We start from the raw sequence: 17,512 nt of genomic DNA on the forward strand, positions 1-17,512 counted from the left end.
GCATCGCGACGTCACCAATTTGGCTTTTTTGGGCCTGCATGTCCATTGAAGCCCATGTCCTTCACCGCCTGTTTACGTCAGCGCGGCTTTATGGGGGAAACGTGGTTCGAGGTAATGCGTATTGAACGCCATGAACAAAATTCTTCTCGCTGAAGATGACAACGATATGCGGCGCTTTCTGGTGAAGGCCCTCCAGAACGCCGGATATGACGTCGCTTCCTTCGACAACGGCCTTTCAGCCTATCACAGGTTGAGAGAGGAGCCTTTCGAGCTTCTCCTGACCGATATCGTCATGCCGGAGATGGATGGCATCGAGCTGGCGCGCCGTGCGACGGAACTCGATCCGGATATCAAGGTGATGTTCATCACCGGTTTCGCGGCGGTCGCCCTCAATGCCGACTCGCAGGCTCCGAAGGAAGCCAAGGTGCTTTCGAAGCCCTTCCACCTGCGCGAACTCGTCAATGAGGTGGAGAAGCTCCTGGCCGCCTGAAGGGATGTTCCACAGGCCCGCCATAAAAGCTTCATCAGGAGCGTTTGGGTGGCTTGCGCTTCCGATCATGTCGAGCTATATCGGCGGCCTCGGATGTGACCCGTACACATCTTCCGGCAAGCGGGCCGGGCCTCCCAGCCCAACCGTTTCCGGTTTTGCCGATGTTTCCCCTCTTGCGCGCCTCTCAGGCGCCGCATAAAAGGGGCCAACAGATGGCGAACCAGTCACTTGTCTGCTTAGGTCGGCCAATCGGCTGATTTTTTGCTGGCATAGGGCGCGTAGCTCAGCGGGAGAGCACTACGTTGACATCGTAGGGGTCACAGGTTCGATCCCTGTCGCGCCCACCATCACCTTTATTGGCCATGTCGCGGAAGCTTCGCTTCCAAAGATGGCTTGTCGGAGACCACGGACATGAAGATCCGCAACTCGCTCAAATCGGTCCGCGGCCGTCATCGCGACAACCAGCTCGTGCGCCGCAAGGGCCGCATCTACGTCATCAACAAGACCCAGAAGCGGTACAAGGCTCGTCAGGGCTAATCGTTTTCAGCTTGTCGCCATGCTTGAGGTGCCCGACCATCTGGTCGGGCTTTTTGCGTTTGCGGCTCGTTCACACATTCGTGCGGGATGGGGGACGGACGTGGTTTTGACCCGGCCAGCCTTCAGGCCTACATTGAAGCCATGCGCAACGCGTCCTTTCATCTCGCGACGGCTTTTGGTGCGTCCCTTTTTCTCGCGGCCTTGGCGCCGGTGGGCGGCTTCGCCCAATCGAGCCCCGGCCAACCTGCGAACCCTGGCCAGCCTGGTGGCGCCGCGACGGTGCCGCGGCCCCCGGAGGCCTCCACGGATGCTCCTCCGACCGATTCCCGGCGGGCGATGCTCGACGAGCTTTTCGCGCGTCTCGCGGCCTCGCAGGATGAGGATGAGACCAAGGGAATTACACGCCTGATCGAACGGCGGTGGTTGCAATCCGGCAGTGATACGGCTGACCTGCTCATGAGCCGCGCCATCGCGGCCGCCAGCGCAGACAAGGATGAGCTGGCGATCGAGCTGCTCGACCGTGTGGTCGTTCTCCAGCCGAACTGGGCAGAAGCTTGGAACAAGCGGGCGGTGGTCTTCACGTCCCTGGGCGATGACGATCGGGCGATCCTGGATCTGCGCCGGGCTGTCGCGCAGGAGCCAAGGCATTTCACCGCCTGGACAGGCCTAGGCGTCCTGTTCCGAAAGACCGGTGACAAGAAGAGCGCTCTGGCGGCCTTCAAGCAGGCTCTGGCGATCGCGCCGCACCTGCCTGATGTCGAGAAGGTGGCCGCGCAACTCGAGATCGAGGTCAACGGCCGCGATATCTGAGTATCCTTGGTCGCCGCCTGTCTCTCAAAGCTATCGTACATTCATGGCCGGGCGTAATGGCACGTCGCACGCGTTTTCGTGTCACGTGTTGCCGGCTGGCGGAGACAGACCCAGCCCGCCGAGCGGTCTCGACGCTCCCAATGGGATCGGGGCGTTCTCAGGCGCTGCCGTCAGGGCCGATGAAGGCGATGCGGAGCGTGTTTGTCGCGCCCGGGTGGCCGAAGGGAATGCCCGCCGTGACGATCACGCGCTGACCGTTCTCCGCGAAGCCCTCCTCGCGGGCGAGGTGGCAGGCCCTGTCCGTCATGTCGTCAAGGTTGCGCGCATCCTCGGTCACGAGCGCATGCACGCCCCAGGCGATGGACAGCCTGCGGGCGGCGTTGATGTTGGGTGTCAGCGCGAGCACGCTGGTCGCGGGCCGCTCACGCGAAATGCGCAGGCCCGTGGCTCCGGACGACGTCCAGGCAATGATGGCCTTGAGCCCGAGGGTTTCGGCGATGCTGCGCGTCGCATTGGCGATGGCGTCGGCCGCGGTCGCCTCCGGCTCCGTGCGCTGGTTGTGGATGATGGTGCTGTAGTTCGGGTCGGATTCAACCTCTTCCGCGATGCGGTCCATGGTGGCGACGGCCTCTAAGGGATAGTCGCCCGAGGCGCTCTCGGCGGACAGCATGACAGCGTCAGCGCCCTCGAAGACAGCCGTCGCGACATCGGAGACCTCCGCGCGGGTGGGCACGGGCGTGGTGATCATCGATTCCAGCATCTGCGTGGCGACGACGACCGGCTTGCCCTGGGCGCGTGCCGAGCGCGTGATCAGCTTCTGGATGCCGGGCACTTTCTCGAGCGGCATCTCGACGCCCAGGTCGCCGCGCGCGACCATGAGGCCGTCCGAGGCCTCGATGATCTCGGCGAGACGGGCGACGGCTTGCGGCTTTTCGATCTTGGCCATCACCAGGGCGCGGCCGCGCGTCACCTTGCGGACCTCCGCGATGTCCTCCGGCCGCTGGACGAAGGACAGGGCGATCCAGTCGACCCCCACATTGACGGCCGCCTCGAGATCCGACTGATCCTTCGGCGTCATCGCTGACACCGGGATCGTCGTGTCGGGAAGGCTGACCCCCTTGCGGTTGGAAATCTTGCCGGCGACGACGACGCGCGTGGTCGCCTTGCCCTTCGTGACACCCTCGACGACCAGTCTGATCTTGCCATCGTCGATCAGCAGCGTGTGACCGGGTTCCAGCGCCGCCAGGATTTCCGGATGGGGCAGGTGGACGCGCTTGGCGTTGCCGGGCTTCTCGTTGCCATCCAGCACGAAGGTGTCACCCTGCTTCAGGATCTCCGAGCCCTTCTCGAAGGTGCCGATGCGGAGCTTCGGGCCCTGGAGATCGACGAGAACGCCGACCGGCCGACCGAATTTCTGCTCCACGGAGCGTATGTCGGCTACGCGCTTCGGCAGGTCCTCCCGGGCGGTGTGGCTCATGTTGATACGGAAGATATCGGCGCCTGCCTCGAAGAGGCGGGCGATCATCGCCGGATCGTTGGACGCAGGCCCGAGTGTCGCGAGGATCTTTACGCGGCGCATGCGTCTCATTGCGGTCTGCTCCCAGGTCTGTTCGCGTCGGTGAGTTGTACTGTCCAGCTCTTCTGTTGGCCGGTGTCGACTTCAAAGAAGCCGTTGCGATCGAAGCCGCGCGCCAGACAATCTTCCGTGCCGCGCACGCTGAATTCCCGTTCGCGTGTGCACAGAAAAGACTGGCCGGTCCATTCGCCACCCCGGTCATAGTCGACGGCGTAAACGTAGTAGAAGCGCGCCGCGAGCGGGCCGCGCAGGAGAGTCTGGCAACTGCGCACGCCGAGATTCCACCATCCCTCGCTCACCCAGCCCTGGCTGTCGCGATAGCCGAGCGCCACTCCGACCCGGCTCGACGTCATGTTGCACAGGCGCAGATCCGCCTTCGCTGGGCTCGCCAGCGCGATCGCTGCCGTGCCCAGGCACAGCGGCACCAGGAGGCCCCGAACAATGGACAGATAGGGAAGTTTCATGGCGAAGCAGTGACTTTCTGATACCGTCCCATGTGCCTGCTTTCGCGCGGCTATGTCAACGCAGGTGCAGCATGGTTGCGAGGGCTGTGTGGAGCCGGGTTGAGCGCTTCTGCGGCATAGAAAAGCATTCCGGCGGCGTTATGGCACTCGATGCCTCCGGGCGCCTGTGGCACTGTGTCGGTCACGCTGCCAACCTTTCAGTGACATTGATCGTGAATTTACCTTTCATGCCGGACGCGGATGTCGCCGGCGAACATCCCATCGAACGCATCGCGGGTGTTGTCGAGAGCGGCGTCCTGATCCTCTGCGATCACGCCACCAACGCCATCCCGCCCGAGTATGACAATCTCGGGATGCCGTCTCAGGAACTCGCGCGGCATATCGGCTATGACATCGGCGCGGCCATGGTGGCGCGCAGGCTGGCTGCCCGTCTTGACGCACCGGCGCTGCTCACGGATTTCTCGCGGCTTCTGATCGATCCCAATCGCGGTCTCGATGATCCGACCCTGGTGATGCGGCTGTCGGACGGGGCCATCGTGCCGGGAAACGCCCGTATCGACGCGGATGAGATCGCGCGACGCATCGCGCGTTTCTATCGTCCCTATGACGTTGCTATCGCGGCGGCGATCGATGCTTCGCTGGCGCGCGGCATCGCGCCCGTCATCGTGTCTATCCACAGCTTCACGCCGGTCTGGCGTGGACGGCCTCGTCCGTGGGAGGTCGCCGTGCTCTGGGATGCCGATCCGCGGCTGCCGTTGCCCTTGATCGCGGCCCTGCGGGCGGCTGGGGACCTGACAGTCGGCGACAACGAGCCCTATGACGGTGCGCTGGCGGGCGATGTGATTGCCCGGCATGCGACGGCCCGCGGCCTTGCCAATGCGCTGATCGAGGTGCGGCAGGATCTCATCGCCGACGAGGCAGGCGCCGATCTCTGGGGCGACAGGCTCGCGGACGTGATCGCGCCGCTCGTTCCGGCCCTGTCGGCGGCAGGCATCGCGCATCACCCGAGCCGGGCCCTGACGCGCGATCTGCCGCTGCGGCAGGGCTGACTCTGTTCCAGCGGCCGATCACGGTTGGGAAATCGTCAACCATTATTCGCCCATGGTTCTGGTGTTTTCCAACTGCCGGTAAACCGGGTAATCGTTCCAGCCACAGCGTGGCGTGCCTAGCGGCGAGCTGCGCCCCTCTCTTATTGACCAAGGATATGGTGACACGAACATGGTGACAGATGTTGCGGACTCAGGCGTTGCCGCTGAGGAACTGAAGCAGTTCATCGAGCGGATCGAGCGCCTCGAGGAAGAAAAGGCGGCGATCGCGGGCGACATCAAGGAAGTCTATGGTGAGCTGAAGGGCAGGGGCTTCGACGCCAAGGCCGTGCGCAAACTGGTGATGCTGCGCAAGAAGCCGCCGGAGGAGCGTGCCGAGGAGGACGCTATCCTCGAACTTTATATGCAGGCTCTGGGCATGCAGGGCTAGGCTGAAGCGACAGCCGGACTTTTAGATGGCCGGGCTCAGTCCCGGCCATTCCGCGTTATCGTCGGACAGATGGGCTGTTCAGCGCGTCGAGAACTGAACGGTGTTGAGCGGCTTGACTGCCGGTCCGCTGAAACGCGTGATGCTGAGGTCGTCGCCGGATTTCTGCGCGAAGGAATTAGCAACAACCTGCGCCGGCTTCTGCGCGACGGGCCTGTCGGCCACCGCGACGAGCTTTGGCTGCGCAACGACGACCGTCGGCTTGCTGGCCAGGCGCGTGTGCGTGATTTCAGCCCGGAACAGTGGCTGCAGCGGATTCGCGGGCTCGGCCGGCTGGCGTGCCTGGCTGGTCGCGGCCGTAACCTGCGGGCTGGATGTCTCGCTTTCGATCTGCGCTGTCCGTACCGGCTGAGGCGCGGCGGGACGCGTGGGCGGGGCGGGATGCGAGACCGGGGCGAAGGACATGACCATGGGGGCCGCCGCGGTGGGCGCCGCCTCCGCCGTGGCTGGCGCGATGGCGGCAAGGGCGATCTGCGCTTCGGAAGGCTTCTGTGGCGCTGATGAATTGGCGTCGGCTGCCGCGTTCATGATCGGGCGTACCGGCGGCAACGGCAAGTCCACCAAGGTCGGCGCGGCCGCAACCGGGGCGGCCGCCTGGGCGACCGTTTGAACAGCCGCATTCGCCTCGTTCGGCCGCTGCGGCGGCAGTGGAATATTGGCGAAGGACGGCGTGGGTGGAGGCGCCAGAGACGCGACGGCCTGGCCTGACGTGGGCGGTGTCAGATCATCGGGCCGCGCGACAGGAAGCTGGGTCGGAATGGTCGGCGCGGCGGTTCTCGGGTTGGAGAGCGCGTTGAGCTCAAGCGGCTGCTGCAACATCGCCGGCTGTGTCACGCGCGGCGGCGTTGGCACCGCCGCCGCGACCTGTACAGGAGCCGGTTGTGGGGCGGGAGCAGGCTGTGGTGCCGGCGCGGACTGCGGACGCGGAGCCGCCGCCGTGGCCTGCGGACGATTGGCCGATTGCAGGAAGAAACTCGTCGTGTTGGCATTGTCGCTGCTGGCGTAGGCCACCTGCTGCTGGGCGGCGGGCTGCGGCGCCGGCACTGGCTGGCGTGCGGCCACAACGGTGCGGCGCGGGGCACGCGACGGTGCCACGACCTCCTCGTCTTCCTCCTCATCGCCGCCGAACAAGGCGGCCCACAGGCTGCGACGGCGTCCCGGAGAAGCGCTCGCGTCGGCATAGGCGACGCCGGCGACGCGGTCGCCACGCGCCGCGATATCGGCCACAGCCAGATCATAGCCGGCCATGGGCTTGCCATCGGCGGGAATGTGGACGGTGCGCCCGTCCGGGAAGAGCTGGGCGAGCTGGACGCGCGGCATGCGCGGCCAGGAGCGTACGCTGCCGGTGTCGAGATGCACGAACGGGGTGTTCGGGTAATAGCCGACACCGCCGCGCTGCAGACGCATGCCGATCGCCCGAACCTTGGCCATGCTCACGTCCGTCAGGTTGAAGTCGATCGCCTTGCCTTCCATGTGCTGGCTGTTCTTGGCGACGGCGCTGGAGCGGCGGCGCAGCATGGCGTTCGTATCCGGCGACCGATAGGCCGAGAAAACCTGGATCGCGCTGCCGGAGCCTACCTCGCGGTGGACGGACCACAGGATGTCGAAGAGCTTCGGATCCATGGACGTGGAGTCCTGGTTACGCCAGTCGCGCAGCAGATGGTTGAGCTGCCGCAGCGCGTCACGATCGTAGGAGCCGTTACGACGGAAGGTGACGGTCAATGATTCGCCGGAATGGGCGTGAACCAGGGAGATGGTGCGTGTGTCGCCGTTGGCCACGGCGTTTTGCAGACCAGACGTGCCGGCAATCAGAGCGCTGCCCGCGACGACCAAGCCGCAGATAAGACGAGACAGTCGGCGCCACCGGGGGGCCTGTTCTGCGTGAGTAAGTCGCAAAAGTGAACTCGTCTGTTGCGAAGCCACGATCTCCGCGCCGCTGGCGGCGCAGATGAGAACTGTGGCGGCTGAACAATAGGCGGAGACTCTTGCCGAGAAGACTTAACGGCAGGTTAACTGCAGCTTGCCGATTGGGCAAGCTGCCACTTCGCCGGGCAACAAACGTTGGAAAAAAGCCTTTTTCAGGGCCGGCGTTTCTCGTCACCGCTGGATGGACGAATCACTGCGCAGGAGGCGCAGGGTGATTCGCCCCTTTTCAAAAGCAGGCGGCAGTCTGCAACCGTTGGGTCACGAGGAACGCATGCCCTTTTCCACAAGGCTGAGGGCCGGTGCCTCGACTTAACCGTCTAGGCTGCGTGGATAGTTGGTCGCGTCAGCCTTGCCGAAGGTCGTCGCGGTCATTCCGGGGCTTCGCGTCAGCGAAGAGCCCGGAAACCATGAACACGGCGTCGGGCCAGAAGACATGTCGGATGCGGCACTCTATCTGTCTGGCGTTGTGTTCATGGGTTCCGGCTCGAGCCTGCGGCCCGCCCCGGAATGACGACGGGGTTCCGGTGGCTTCACCGTGGCAACTGTCCACGCGTCCACGCCAGCATGCGTCAATCCTCGCCAGCGATTTGTTCTGGCTCTCTCGATGAGCATCGGCTTCATTCAACAGGCTACGGACATGTTTCTCGGGTCCGGGGCATCTGATCTTGGCCCTCGGCCCAAAGTCGTGACCGAGCGCGGCGCTAAGGGAGGAACGATGAAAATCCGCTTTGGCCGCTACACCGCATTTGTCCTCTGCGTGTTGGGTTTTCTCGCGGCCCTGTTGCTTGGGCCAGGCGGCCTTTGGGGGCTGATCCTTCTCGCCGTGTTCGCCGGACTGTCGCTTCTGGGCGTTTGGGATCTTGTCCAGACGCAGCATTCGGTGCTGCGCAACTATCCCGTCATCGGCCATGTGCGTTGGCTGGTCGAGATGATACGGCCGGAGATCCGTCAGTATCTTTTGGAAAACGAGACCGAGGCGGCCCCCTTTTCGCGCGCGCAGCGCTCGCTCGTTTATCGCCGCGCGAAGGAGGCGCCGTCCGACCATCCCTTCGGCACGCTCATGGACGTCTATGCCAACGATTATGAGTTCATCCAGCAATCTTTGACGCCGGTTGAAACGCCCGATCCCAACAAGTTTCGCATCACCATCGGCAATGACCAGTGCGGTCAGCCCTATTCGGCGAGCATCTTCAACATCTCGGCCATGAGTTTCGGCGCCCTGTCCGCCAATGCCATCCGCGCGCTGAACAGGGGCGCGGCACTCGGTGGCTTCTATCATGACACCGGTGAAGGCAGCATCAGCCCCTACCATCGCGAAAACGGTGGCGACATAGTCTGGCAGGTCGCCAGCGGCTATTTCGGTTGCCGCGACAGCGATGGCCGGTTCGATCCGGAGCGTTTCGCCGCGCAGGCCAGGTCGCAGCAGGTCAAGATGATCGAGCTGAAGCTCAGCCAGGGCGCGAAGCCGGGCCATGGCGGGGTTCTGCCCGGCGCCAAGGTCACCCCCGAAATCGCCGCCACGCGCGGCGTGCCGATCGGCGTCGATTGCGTTTCGCCCGCGCGGCACTCGGCCTTCAACACGCCGCTGGAGATGATGGCCTTCCTGCAGACGCTGCGTGAACTCTCCGGCGGCAAGCCGGTGGGCTTCAAGCTTTGCATCGGCTTGCCCTGGGAATTCATGGCCATCGTGAAGGCCATGCGGGCGTCGGGGATCGTTCCCGACTTCATCGTCATCGACGGCGGCGAAGGCGGCACTGGCGCGGCGCCTGTCGAATTCAGCGACCACATCGGCGTGCCCATGCGCGAAGGCCTGCTCTTCGTGCACAACACCCTGGTTGGCGCCGGGCTGCGCGATAAAGTGCGGATTGGCGTTGCCGGAAAGCTGGTCAGCGCCTTCGACGTCGCCGCGGTCCTCGCAATTGGCGCCGACTGGGTCAATTCGGCCCGGGGCTTCATGTTCGCCCTGGGCTGCATCCAGTCCCTGAGCTGCCATACCAATCGCTGCCCGGTGGGAGTCGCAACCCAGGATCTGAAGCGCAGCCGCGCACTTGTCGTGCCGGATAAGGCCGAGCGGGTCAGGAGCTATCACCAGCGGACGGTGCAGGCGCTGGCTGACATGCTGGGCGCCGCCGGGCTGAGCCATCCCGATGACCTGCGCCCGCATCATCTGGTGCACCGGATCAGTTCCACCGAGCTCCGGCAGTTCGATCGCATGCACTATTTCGCGGAACCGAACGACCTCATCGAACGGCGGGCAGCGGCGACCTTCTACCAGGACAACTGGGACTTGGCGCAGGCGGGGAGCTTCGCGCGGGCCTGACGGAGCGGGCTATAGAAACGGCTGTTTTTGGATGCAATCCCGCCGTCATTCCGGGGCGCCGCCTCAGCGAGGAGCCCGGAATCCATAAACACGAGGTCTGACAAGAAGACGCGTCGAACTGTGCCCGCTACCGATTGACGGTCGCGTTCATGGGTTCCGGGCTCGGACCTTTCGGCCCGCCCCGGAATGACGCGGTGGTTGTGGACGCGGACACGCCCGCATCTCGGAGTTTAAGGCCGGGAGCCTTATCCGGCGATATCGAGGGCCTGCTTCATGCGGCGATCGAAGCCGTAGATGTCATTGCGCGTGGTCACGCGGCCGCCGTTGTCCACCGAGAGGGTGAAATAAACGAGGTGGATCGGCAGAGGCTCCTGCAGCTTGATCAGGCGCTCGCCCTTGCCGATGAGCTTGCGCATCCGCTCTTCCGTCCAGTCCTTGCCCAGCACGAGCTCCGCCAGCCGAAACGGCTGCTCCACGCGCACGCAGCCATGGCTGTAGGCGCGACGCTCGGTATTGAAGAGGCTGCGGTTCGGCGTGTCATGCAGATAGACCGCGTGGTCGTTCGGGAACATGAACTTGATAAAGCCGAGCGCGTTGCGCTCACCCGGCGGCTGCCGGACCGAGATGGAGTTGCCGCGTCGGATGACTTCGTAGCCCCGGCGGCGTGCATAGTCCGGGTCCTTTGCCAGCGCCGGCAGGAATTCCTTGCGCAGGATCGATGGCGGCACGTTCCAATACGGATTGACGATGACGTGCTGCATCACGTGGGAGAAGACCGGCGTCGGCGATTCCGGCTTGCCGACGATCACACGGGTCGTTTGCTCCACTTCGCCTCCTTTCATGAGATCCATGCTGTAGGCAGGGATATTCACGATCAGGTAGCGATCGGAAAACGTCGGGGGCAACCACCGCCACCGTTCCATGTTGACGAGAATGTCGGCCTCGTTGAGCCGCTGCGTCGAAGGCGGGGACATCGCCGCGACCGTCTGGCGGTTCAGCACGCCGTTCGCGGGCAGGCCATTTTCCTTTTGGAAGGTGGCGACCGCCGCCGCGACCCGCTCGTCATAGGTGATCGCGTCGTTGCTTTCCAGGCCGAAACGCGCGCGGACCAGCGCCACGCGCGGGTCACGCATGCCGACTTTCAGCGCGGGCCCCTGGGGAACGCGGACCATCGGTGTCGTGGGATGCGCCGCGCGGACCTCCGCGAGCTTGGCCTTGAGGGCCTGATAGCCCGGTTGCGGCGGGTTGTAGTCAGCAAGCACCTCGCCCGTGTCGCCTGCATCCGCCAGGCGCCGCAACACCTCATCCGCCGCGGGCAGATCGAGCGTCGGTGTCATCAGGGCTGAAATGCGGCGCGGATTGAGACGCCCGCCGCGCGCGTCGCGGGCATAGGTCACCGCAAGCGCGGACAGCTTCAGGTCCGCTTCCGCGAGTGCTTCCGCGCGATCGGTCTTCGGCAGGACATTGATGATCGGGATCGGATAGTCGGCCGCGTCCAGCCCTTCCTCGCCAGCCTTTTCGAGCGTCGCGATCAAGGCGCGGGCGCCGGCTGTCCATGTGTCGCCGTTCAGCCAGAGCGGCATGAAGGCGCGCTCGGCATAATAGGCACCGATGGCCTCACGTTCCGCCTTGCCGAGCCGCGCCGGACCCGGGACTGGCTGCGTGTCGAGATAGCTGGCGATCGGGCCCTTGCTCTCCGCAGGAATGGAGACGACCACGTCTGGAACGGCGATCTCCGGGAAGACCACGGTGGCGTTATCCGTGGGCGTGGCGAGGGAACCGGTGGAAATTCCGTCGCTCTGGCTCGCGGGCGCACTTCCCGGCTTATCCCGCGATACCTCGGGCTCAACCATCGCCGCGGTCGAGGCAGATTGCGGGGCGGAACCCTCATTGCCGATCGCGGCGGGCTGTTCGTTTGCCGGCTTCAGTTCGATCACGGATGAAGCCGAAGGCGGCGCGAGCGTCGCGGCATTGTCGGTGATTGCCGGCGGCGCATCCTGGGCGAAGGCCATGGGTGTCATGGCGGGGGCTATGGACAGACCGAGGCCGAGGCTTCCGAGACCGAGTATCAAAGTCCCGGTGCAAACAATCCGCATCGCAATATCCCTATCAGCGCGACCATCACGATCGACGCGACTGAGAAAAGTTTCATGGCGGTATCCAGAGGATGTGACAACCCGCTGGAGCCCGGTGGGCGAGGTTTGGTGCAAACTGCCGACGCGCCGTGTCCCGGGGGACACATCCCCTAGCCGGGGTCAGCGGCTGGCTCGCCCCCGTCCACGTTGTCCAATAACCCCATATCCTTGAGTTTTCGGTAAAGCGTGGACCGACCAATCCCGAGTTTCCGCGAAACTTCGGACATGTGGCCGCGGTAGTGGCGGAGGGCGAAGCGGATAGCTTCTGCTTCGACCTCCTCGAGCGGCCTGAGCTCGCCCTGTCCATCGAGCAGCGTAATCGCGCTGGGGTCGCGGACCTCCACGCGCACCACTTCCTGCGGCGGGGGCGCGGCTGGCACCGCCTCGGCGGGCGGGGCGGGAGGCACGCGCACCTCGAAGCCTTCCATCTGGGCGGCGATCTGGGGGAACTCCGCCATCGTCAGTTCATCCCCATCGGCGAGGACGACGGCGCGGAACAGGACGTTCTCCAACTGGCGCACATTGCCGGGCCAGGTGTAGCGGGCGAGCATGTCCAGCGCGTCCTGGGACAGGCCACGTACGCGCTTGCCTTCCTCCGCCGCGAAACGCGCGAGGAACGTCATGGCGAGGCCGGGGATGTCCTCCGGTCGCGACCGGAGCGGCGGCAGCGTCATGGGAAAGACGTTGAGGCGATAGTAGAGATCCTCGCGGAACTGACCGCGCTTCACGAGATCGAGCAGGCTCTTGTTGGTTGCCGAGATGAGGCGGATATCGACCTTGATCGACTTGCGCCCACCGACGGGATCGACCTCGCCTTCCTGAATGGCGCGCAGCAGTTTTACCTGCGCATCCAAGGGCAACTCGCCGATTTCATCAAGGAAGAGCGTGCCGCCGCTCGCCTCGACGAATTTGCCGACGTGCTTGTCGGTGGCGCCGGTGAAGGCTCCCTTTTCGTGGCCGAAGAGGATGGACTCGACGAGATTCTCAGGGATGGCGCCGCAGTTCACAGTGACGAACGGCTTGCCACGACGCTCTCCCGATCCCTGGATGGCACGCGCCATGACTTCCTTGCCGACGCCCGATTCTCCCTCGATCAGGACCGGAATCATCGAGCGCGCGGCACGCTCGGCGAGCCTGAGCGCACGCCCCATGTCCGCGCTGCGGGTCGTGATGTCCTTGATCGACAGCGCGCCGGCGGCGCGCCGCGACATGCGCCGGATTTCGCTTTCGAGCGCTCCGGTGCGCAGTGCATTCTTGATGGAGAACTGGAGACGCTCGGCGCCGACTGGCTTCACGACGAAGTCGGCTGCACCGGCGCGCATGGCCGAGACCACCGTTTCGATGGAGCCATGGGCCGTCTGTACGATGACCGGCACGTCGATCCCGCGTTCGCGCATCGCGCTCAGAACGCCCATGCCGTCGAGATCCGGCATCACGAGGTCGAGCACGACGAGATCGAAGGGAGACGCCGTTTGTTCGCTCAGTCTATCGAGCGCGGCCTGTCCCGTTTCGGCGATCGCCGCCTCATAGCCGAAGCGGCGGACCATCGCTTCGAGAAGGCGGCGCTGTACAGGGTCGTCATCGACGATGAGGATGCTCGTCATGCAGGCCGTTGTTGGTTAGAGGGAAGGGCGAGATAGACGCGTCGCCCATGGCGATACCCATGGGCGAAGCAATCCCTGCTGTGAAGTTGGCTGTCGAGGACAGAGTCTTGCGCGCAAGCCCGCCCACGCAAGCATCTTTCCCCGGGCCGACATTGCTGCCGAATCGTGCTGTGTCGTTTCGGGCCAATGCTCCACATCAAATGTAAAGCTCTTGTTAATGACGCGTACGAAAACCTTGGCTGATCAATCGCAGCATCGCGGGCATTGATCAAAAGGCTCTTGCGACCCAATTAATAGGACGTGTTCTGGCCCCTTGCACGCCGATGGCACGAATGGCGGCCCGACCCCGAATACCTCTAGGAAAGAGAGACGATGTCGACTGTGAATGCCGCGGACCAGCTGCCGGAATGGGATCTGACGCAACTTTATCCGGGTATGGATTCGCAGGCGTTCGCTGCGGATCTCGCCAGGGCGGAAGCCGAGAGCAAGTCATTCGCCGAGACGTATCGCGGCAAGCTTGAGGCGCTGGCCCGCGGCGCCGACGCGAGCGCGGCGCTCGCCGAGCCGCTGAAGGCCTATGAAGCGCTGGAGGATCTCCTCGGGCGCATCATGGCCTATGCCTCGCTCGTTTATGCCGGCGATACCACCGATCCGGTCCGCGCCAAATTCTATGGGGACACCCAGGACCGGTTGACGACGGCGAGTTCCGATCTCCTGTTCTTCACGCTGGAGCTCAACCGCATCGACGAGGCGCTGTTGAGCCTGGCCACGAAGGATGGTCCGCTCGCTCATTGGCGCCCATGGATCGAGGACATCGCCAAGGACAAGCCTTACCAGCTCGACGACAAGCTGGAGCAGTTGTTCCATGAGAAGTCTGTGACCGGGCGCGGCGCATGGAACCGACTGTTCGATGAGACCATGTCGTCGCTGCGCTTCAAGCTCGATGGGCAGGAGCTGACCCTTGAGCCGACATTGAACCGCCTGCAGGATCCGGACGGCGCGGTGCGCAAGCGCGCCGCGGATGCGCTGGCCGAGGTGTTCAAGGCGAATCTGCGGACCTTCGCGCTGATCACCAACACCCTTGCCAAGGACAAGGAGATTTCGGATCGCTGGCGTGGCTTTTCCGGCGTGGCCGACTCGCGCCATCTTGCCAATCGCGTGGAGCCCGAGGTCGTCGAGGCGCTAGTGACCGCGGTGCGCGAAGCCTATCCGCGCCTCTCCCACCGCTACTACGCGCTGAAGGCGCGCTGGTTCGGCATGGACGCGCTGAACCACTGGGATCGCAACGCGCCGCTGCCGAAGCTCGACCTGCCCGCTATCCCATGGTCGCAGGCGCGCGATACCGTCCTCGGCGCTTACGGCGATTTCTCGCCGCGCATGGCCAATATCGCCAAGCGCTTCTTCGATGAACGCTGGATCGATGCCCCTGTGCGGCCGGGCAAGGCGCCAGGCGCCTTCGCGCATCCCACCGTCCCCTCGGCGCATCCCTATGTGCTGCTCAACTATCAGGGCAAGCCGCGTGATGTGATGACGCTCGCCCATGAACTCGGCCATGGCGTCCACCAGGTGCTTGCCGCACCGAACGGCGCGCTGATGGCGCCGACGCCATTGACGCTCGCGGAGACGGCTTCCGTCTTCGGTGAGATGCTGACGTTCCGGAAGCTTCTCGCCGAGACCACCGCGCCGAGCCAGCGCAAGGCGATGCTGGCGGCGAAGGTCGAGGACATGATCAATACGGTCGTGCGCCAGATCGCCTTCTACAGCTTCGAGTTCAAGGTTCATACGGAGCGCCGGCAAGGCGAACTGACCTCGGCTCGCCTTGGCGAAATGTGGCTCGAGGTGCAGCGCGAGAGCCTGGGGCCGGCTATCCGTCTCGGTGAAGGCTACGAGACGTTCTGGACCTATATCCCGCATTTCATCCACTCGCCGTTCTATGTCTACGCCTATGCATTCGGCGATTGTCTCGTGAACTCGCTCTATGGGGTCTATCAGCGCACGCCCGATGGCTTCGTCGAGCGGTATTTCGACATGCTCTCGGCGGGCGGCACCAAGCATCATACGGAGCTCCTGGCGCCGTTCGGGCTCGATGCGCGCGATCCAGCCTTCTGGCAGATAGGCCTGTCGATGATCGCGGGTCTCATCGATGAGCTGGAGGCGATGGACGACTGACGGTGAGGGGCCCTGTTTGTTTCAAGGGCGATAAACGCCGCCGCCGTGGGCGCCGGAGCATCGTTTCCGGCCTCATACCGGCGTCGCACCCCACCCGACCTCGCTGACGCGAGGCCACCCTCCCCTGAAGGGGAGGGATCGGCGCGGGTCCTTACGGGGGACATGCTAGTCAATCACCGCGGTTCCTGACCCCGATTGACCTGCATAGGCGGAGATCTTGAACGCTCCGCGCCAGCCACCGCGATCCCTCCCCTCAAGGGGAGGGTGGCCTCGCGTCAGCGAGGTCGGGTGGGGTTTCCACCGACGGCCGCGGCACTTCCAGAATCTCACCATTGCCTGAGCGATCGGCATGTTCGAGTGATTGCCTAATTTTTAGGCTTCGGCTGGCTCTGCCCAATTTACGGGATCCTTGCGCCTCAAAGCGATGCCTGCGATGCGACTGTTGGCACGCGCATTGCAAAACCCTATCGTGGGGGCAAGCCAATCGGCTGCCATAAAACGGAGGGCGATCCCAAATGACGGCCTTCGACGAGATGCATGGTTTCACCACGCACACCGGGGAAACGAATGTTCGCGTCGCCTATGAGCGATTGAGGACCTGGCTCGAGGATACCCCGGCCGATCTCCTCGCGACTCGCCGCAGTCAGGCGGAGCTGTTTTTTCGGCGCATAGGTATAACTTTCGCCGTCTATGGCGAGGCGGAAATGAGCGAGCGGCTCATTCCATTCGACATCATCCCGCGTGTTCTCATGAAAAAGGAGTGGGAGGGGGTCGAGAAAGGCCTTCGCCAGCGCGTCAACGCTCTCAACGCCTTTCTGGGCGATGTCTACGGCCCGCGTGAGAGCATCAAGGCGGGTGTGGTACCTGCCGATCTCGTCTACCGCAATCCCTACTACCGGCTGGAGATGGTGGGCCGGCCAGTGCCGCATGGCATCTATGTCCATATGGCGGGCATTGACCTCGTGCGTGTCGATGAAGGCACGTTCTACGTGCTCGAGGACAATGTGCGCACGCCGTCCGGTGTCTCCTACATGCTGGAGAACCGGGAAGTGATGATGCGGCTGTTTCCGAATCTCTTCACCGCGCATCGGGTCGCGCCGGTCGAGACCTATCCCGACGCGCTTTTGGCCAGCATGCGCTCGGTCGCGCCGAGCAGCGCGGGGCGGGACCCGACGGTGGTGTTGCTCACGCCGGGCCAGTTCAATTCGGCCTTCTATGAGCATTCCTTCCTCGCGGACAAGCTGGGGGTGGAACTCGTCGAGGGATCCGACCTCTTCGTCACCGACGATATCGTCTACATGCGCACGACCGATGGGCCGAAGCGCGTCGATGTCATCTATCGCCGCATCGATGATGATTTTCTCGATCCGCTCGTGTTCCGGCCGGATTCGATCCTCGGCGTCCCGGGGCTCATGAGCGCTTACGAGGCCGGCAATGTCACGCTCGCCAATGCGGTCGGCACCGGCGTCGCGGACGACAAGGCGATCTACAGCTACATGCCGGAGATCATCCGCTTTTTCCTCGGCGAGGAACCCATCCTGGGCAACGTGCCCACTTGGCGCTGCCGGGAGAAGGACGCCTTGTCCTACGTGCTCGACCATCTCGGCGAGCTCGTGGTGAAGGAGGTCAACGGCTCGGGTGGCTACGGCATGCTCGTCGGCCCGCATGCGTCGGTGAAGGAGCTCGACCTCTTCCGCCGCAAGCTGAAACATGCGCCCGACAACTTCATCGCGCAGCCGACGCTCGCCCTGTCCACCTGCCCGACCTTCGTGGCCTCCGGCGTCGCCCCGCGCCACATCGATCTCCGGCCCTTCGTGCTCACCGGCACGGACGGGGTCCGCATCGTGCCGGGGGGATTGACCCGCGTCGCGCTGAAGGAAGGATCGCTCGTCGTCAATTCCAGCCAGGGCGGCGGAACCAAAGACACATGGGTGCTCGATGCATGATT

13 protein-coding genes and 1 tRNA gene are annotated in these 17,512 nt (G+C 64.2%); 9 read left to right on the forward strand and 5 right to left on the reverse strand.

Annotated features, from left to right (window positions below):
- The first annotated feature begins 130 nt into the window (after window positions 1-130).
- The 4 genes from cpdR (at window position 131) to KIO74_RS20580 (ending at window position 1,837) form a co-directional block, all read left to right on the forward strand.
- Window positions 131-490 (forward strand): cell cycle two-component system response regulator CpdR, encoded by a 360-nt coding sequence (gene cpdR, locus KIO74_RS20565; RefSeq protein WP_110376955.1) that lies wholly within the window; start codon window positions 131-133, stop codon window positions 488-490.
- A 272-nt stretch (window positions 491-762) separates the two neighbouring features.
- Window positions 763-837, forward strand: a tRNA-Val gene (locus tag KIO74_RS20570).
- A 64-nt stretch (window positions 838-901) separates the two neighbouring features.
- Entirely contained in the window at window positions 902-1,027 is a 126-nt protein-coding gene (gene ykgO / locus KIO74_RS20575) for a type B 50S ribosomal protein L36 (protein ID WP_110376954.1), read from the forward strand.
- A 141-nt stretch (window positions 1,028-1,168) separates the two neighbouring features.
- On the forward strand, window positions 1,169-1,837 hold the full coding sequence (locus KIO74_RS20580; protein ID WP_213333685.1) for a tetratricopeptide repeat protein: 669 nt from the start codon (window positions 1,169-1,171) through the stop codon (window positions 1,835-1,837).
- 157 nt (window positions 1,838-1,994) lie between these two features.
- Here the strand turns inward: KIO74_RS20580 and pyk are convergent, their stop codons facing one another.
- Window positions 1,995-3,425, reverse strand: coding sequence for a pyruvate kinase (gene pyk, locus KIO74_RS20585; RefSeq protein ID WP_213333686.1), 1,431 nt, complete (start codon window positions 3,423-3,425; stop codon window positions 1,995-1,997).
- The gene (locus KIO74_RS20590) at window positions 3,422-3,877 is read right to left on the reverse strand and encodes a DUF1036 domain-containing protein (protein WP_213333687.1); all 456 of its coding nucleotides are present in this window, start codon (window positions 3,875-3,877) and stop codon (window positions 3,422-3,424) included. Before KIO74_RS20590 ends, pyk begins: the two co-directional genes overlap by 4 nt.
- Window positions 3,878-4,104: 227 nt before the next feature.
- Here KIO74_RS20590 and KIO74_RS20595 point away from each other — a divergent pair, with 227 nt between their 5' ends.
- Both KIO74_RS20595 and KIO74_RS20600 read left to right on the forward strand, forming a co-directional pair.
- Window positions 4,105-4,926 carry an N-formylglutamate amidohydrolase gene (locus tag KIO74_RS20595; protein WP_213336047.1) on the forward strand — a complete coding sequence of 274 codons (822 nt, stop codon included), beginning with the start codon at window positions 4,105-4,107 and terminating at the stop codon, window positions 4,924-4,926.
- A gap of 169 nt (window positions 4,927-5,095) precedes the next feature.
- On the forward strand, window positions 5,096-5,353 hold the full coding sequence (locus tag KIO74_RS20600) for a DUF2312 domain-containing protein (protein ID WP_213333688.1): 258 nt from the start codon (window positions 5,096-5,098) through the stop codon (window positions 5,351-5,353).
- Between the two features lie 78 nt (window positions 5,354-5,431).
- On the opposite strand, the gene mepK is transcribed toward KIO74_RS20600, so the two are convergent.
- Complete coding sequence (mepK, locus tag KIO74_RS20605) at window positions 5,432-7,333, reverse strand: peptidoglycan L,D-endopeptidase MepK (protein ID WP_502762095.1); 1,902 nt, start codon at window positions 7,331-7,333, stop codon at window positions 5,432-5,434.
- 718 nt (window positions 7,334-8,051) lie between these two features.
- On the opposite strand from mepK, the gene KIO74_RS20610 reads away from it, so the two are divergent.
- A complete protein-coding gene (locus KIO74_RS20610; protein WP_213333690.1) occupies window positions 8,052-9,656 on the forward strand; it encodes an FMN-binding glutamate synthase family protein in 1,605 nt (534 codons plus the stop codon).
- A gap of 245 nt (window positions 9,657-9,901) precedes the next feature.
- On the opposite strand, the gene KIO74_RS20615 is transcribed toward KIO74_RS20610, so the two are convergent.
- Together KIO74_RS20615 and KIO74_RS20620 are read right to left on the reverse strand one after the other, a co-directional pair.
- Window positions 9,902-11,752, reverse strand: a complete 1,851-nt coding sequence (locus KIO74_RS20615; RefSeq protein WP_213333691.1) for a L,D-transpeptidase scaffold domain-containing protein — start codon at window positions 11,750-11,752, stop codon at window positions 9,902-9,904.
- Between the two features lie 149 nt (window positions 11,753-11,901).
- A complete protein-coding gene (locus KIO74_RS20620; RefSeq protein WP_213333692.1) occupies window positions 11,902-13,395 on the reverse strand; it encodes a sigma-54-dependent transcriptional regulator in 1,494 nt (497 codons plus the stop codon).
- Window positions 13,396-13,767: 372 nt separating this feature from the next.
- On the opposite strand from KIO74_RS20620, the gene KIO74_RS20625 reads away from it, so the two are divergent.
- Window positions 13,768-15,564, forward strand: coding sequence for a M3 family oligoendopeptidase (locus KIO74_RS20625; RefSeq protein ID WP_213333693.1), 1,797 nt, complete (start codon window positions 13,768-13,770; stop codon window positions 15,562-15,564).
- 515 nt (window positions 15,565-16,079) lie between these two features.
- Window positions 16,080-17,510: a circularly permuted type 2 ATP-grasp protein gene (locus KIO74_RS20630; RefSeq protein WP_213333694.1), complete on the forward strand. Its 1,431-nt coding sequence runs from the start codon at window positions 16,080-16,082 to the stop codon at window positions 17,508-17,510.
- The last annotated feature ends 2 nt before the right edge of the window (window positions 17,511-17,512 follow it).

This window comes from Chelatococcus sp. HY11, from assembly GCF_018398335.1.
Lineage (GTDB): Bacteria > Pseudomonadota > Alphaproteobacteria > Rhizobiales > Beijerinckiaceae > Chelatococcus.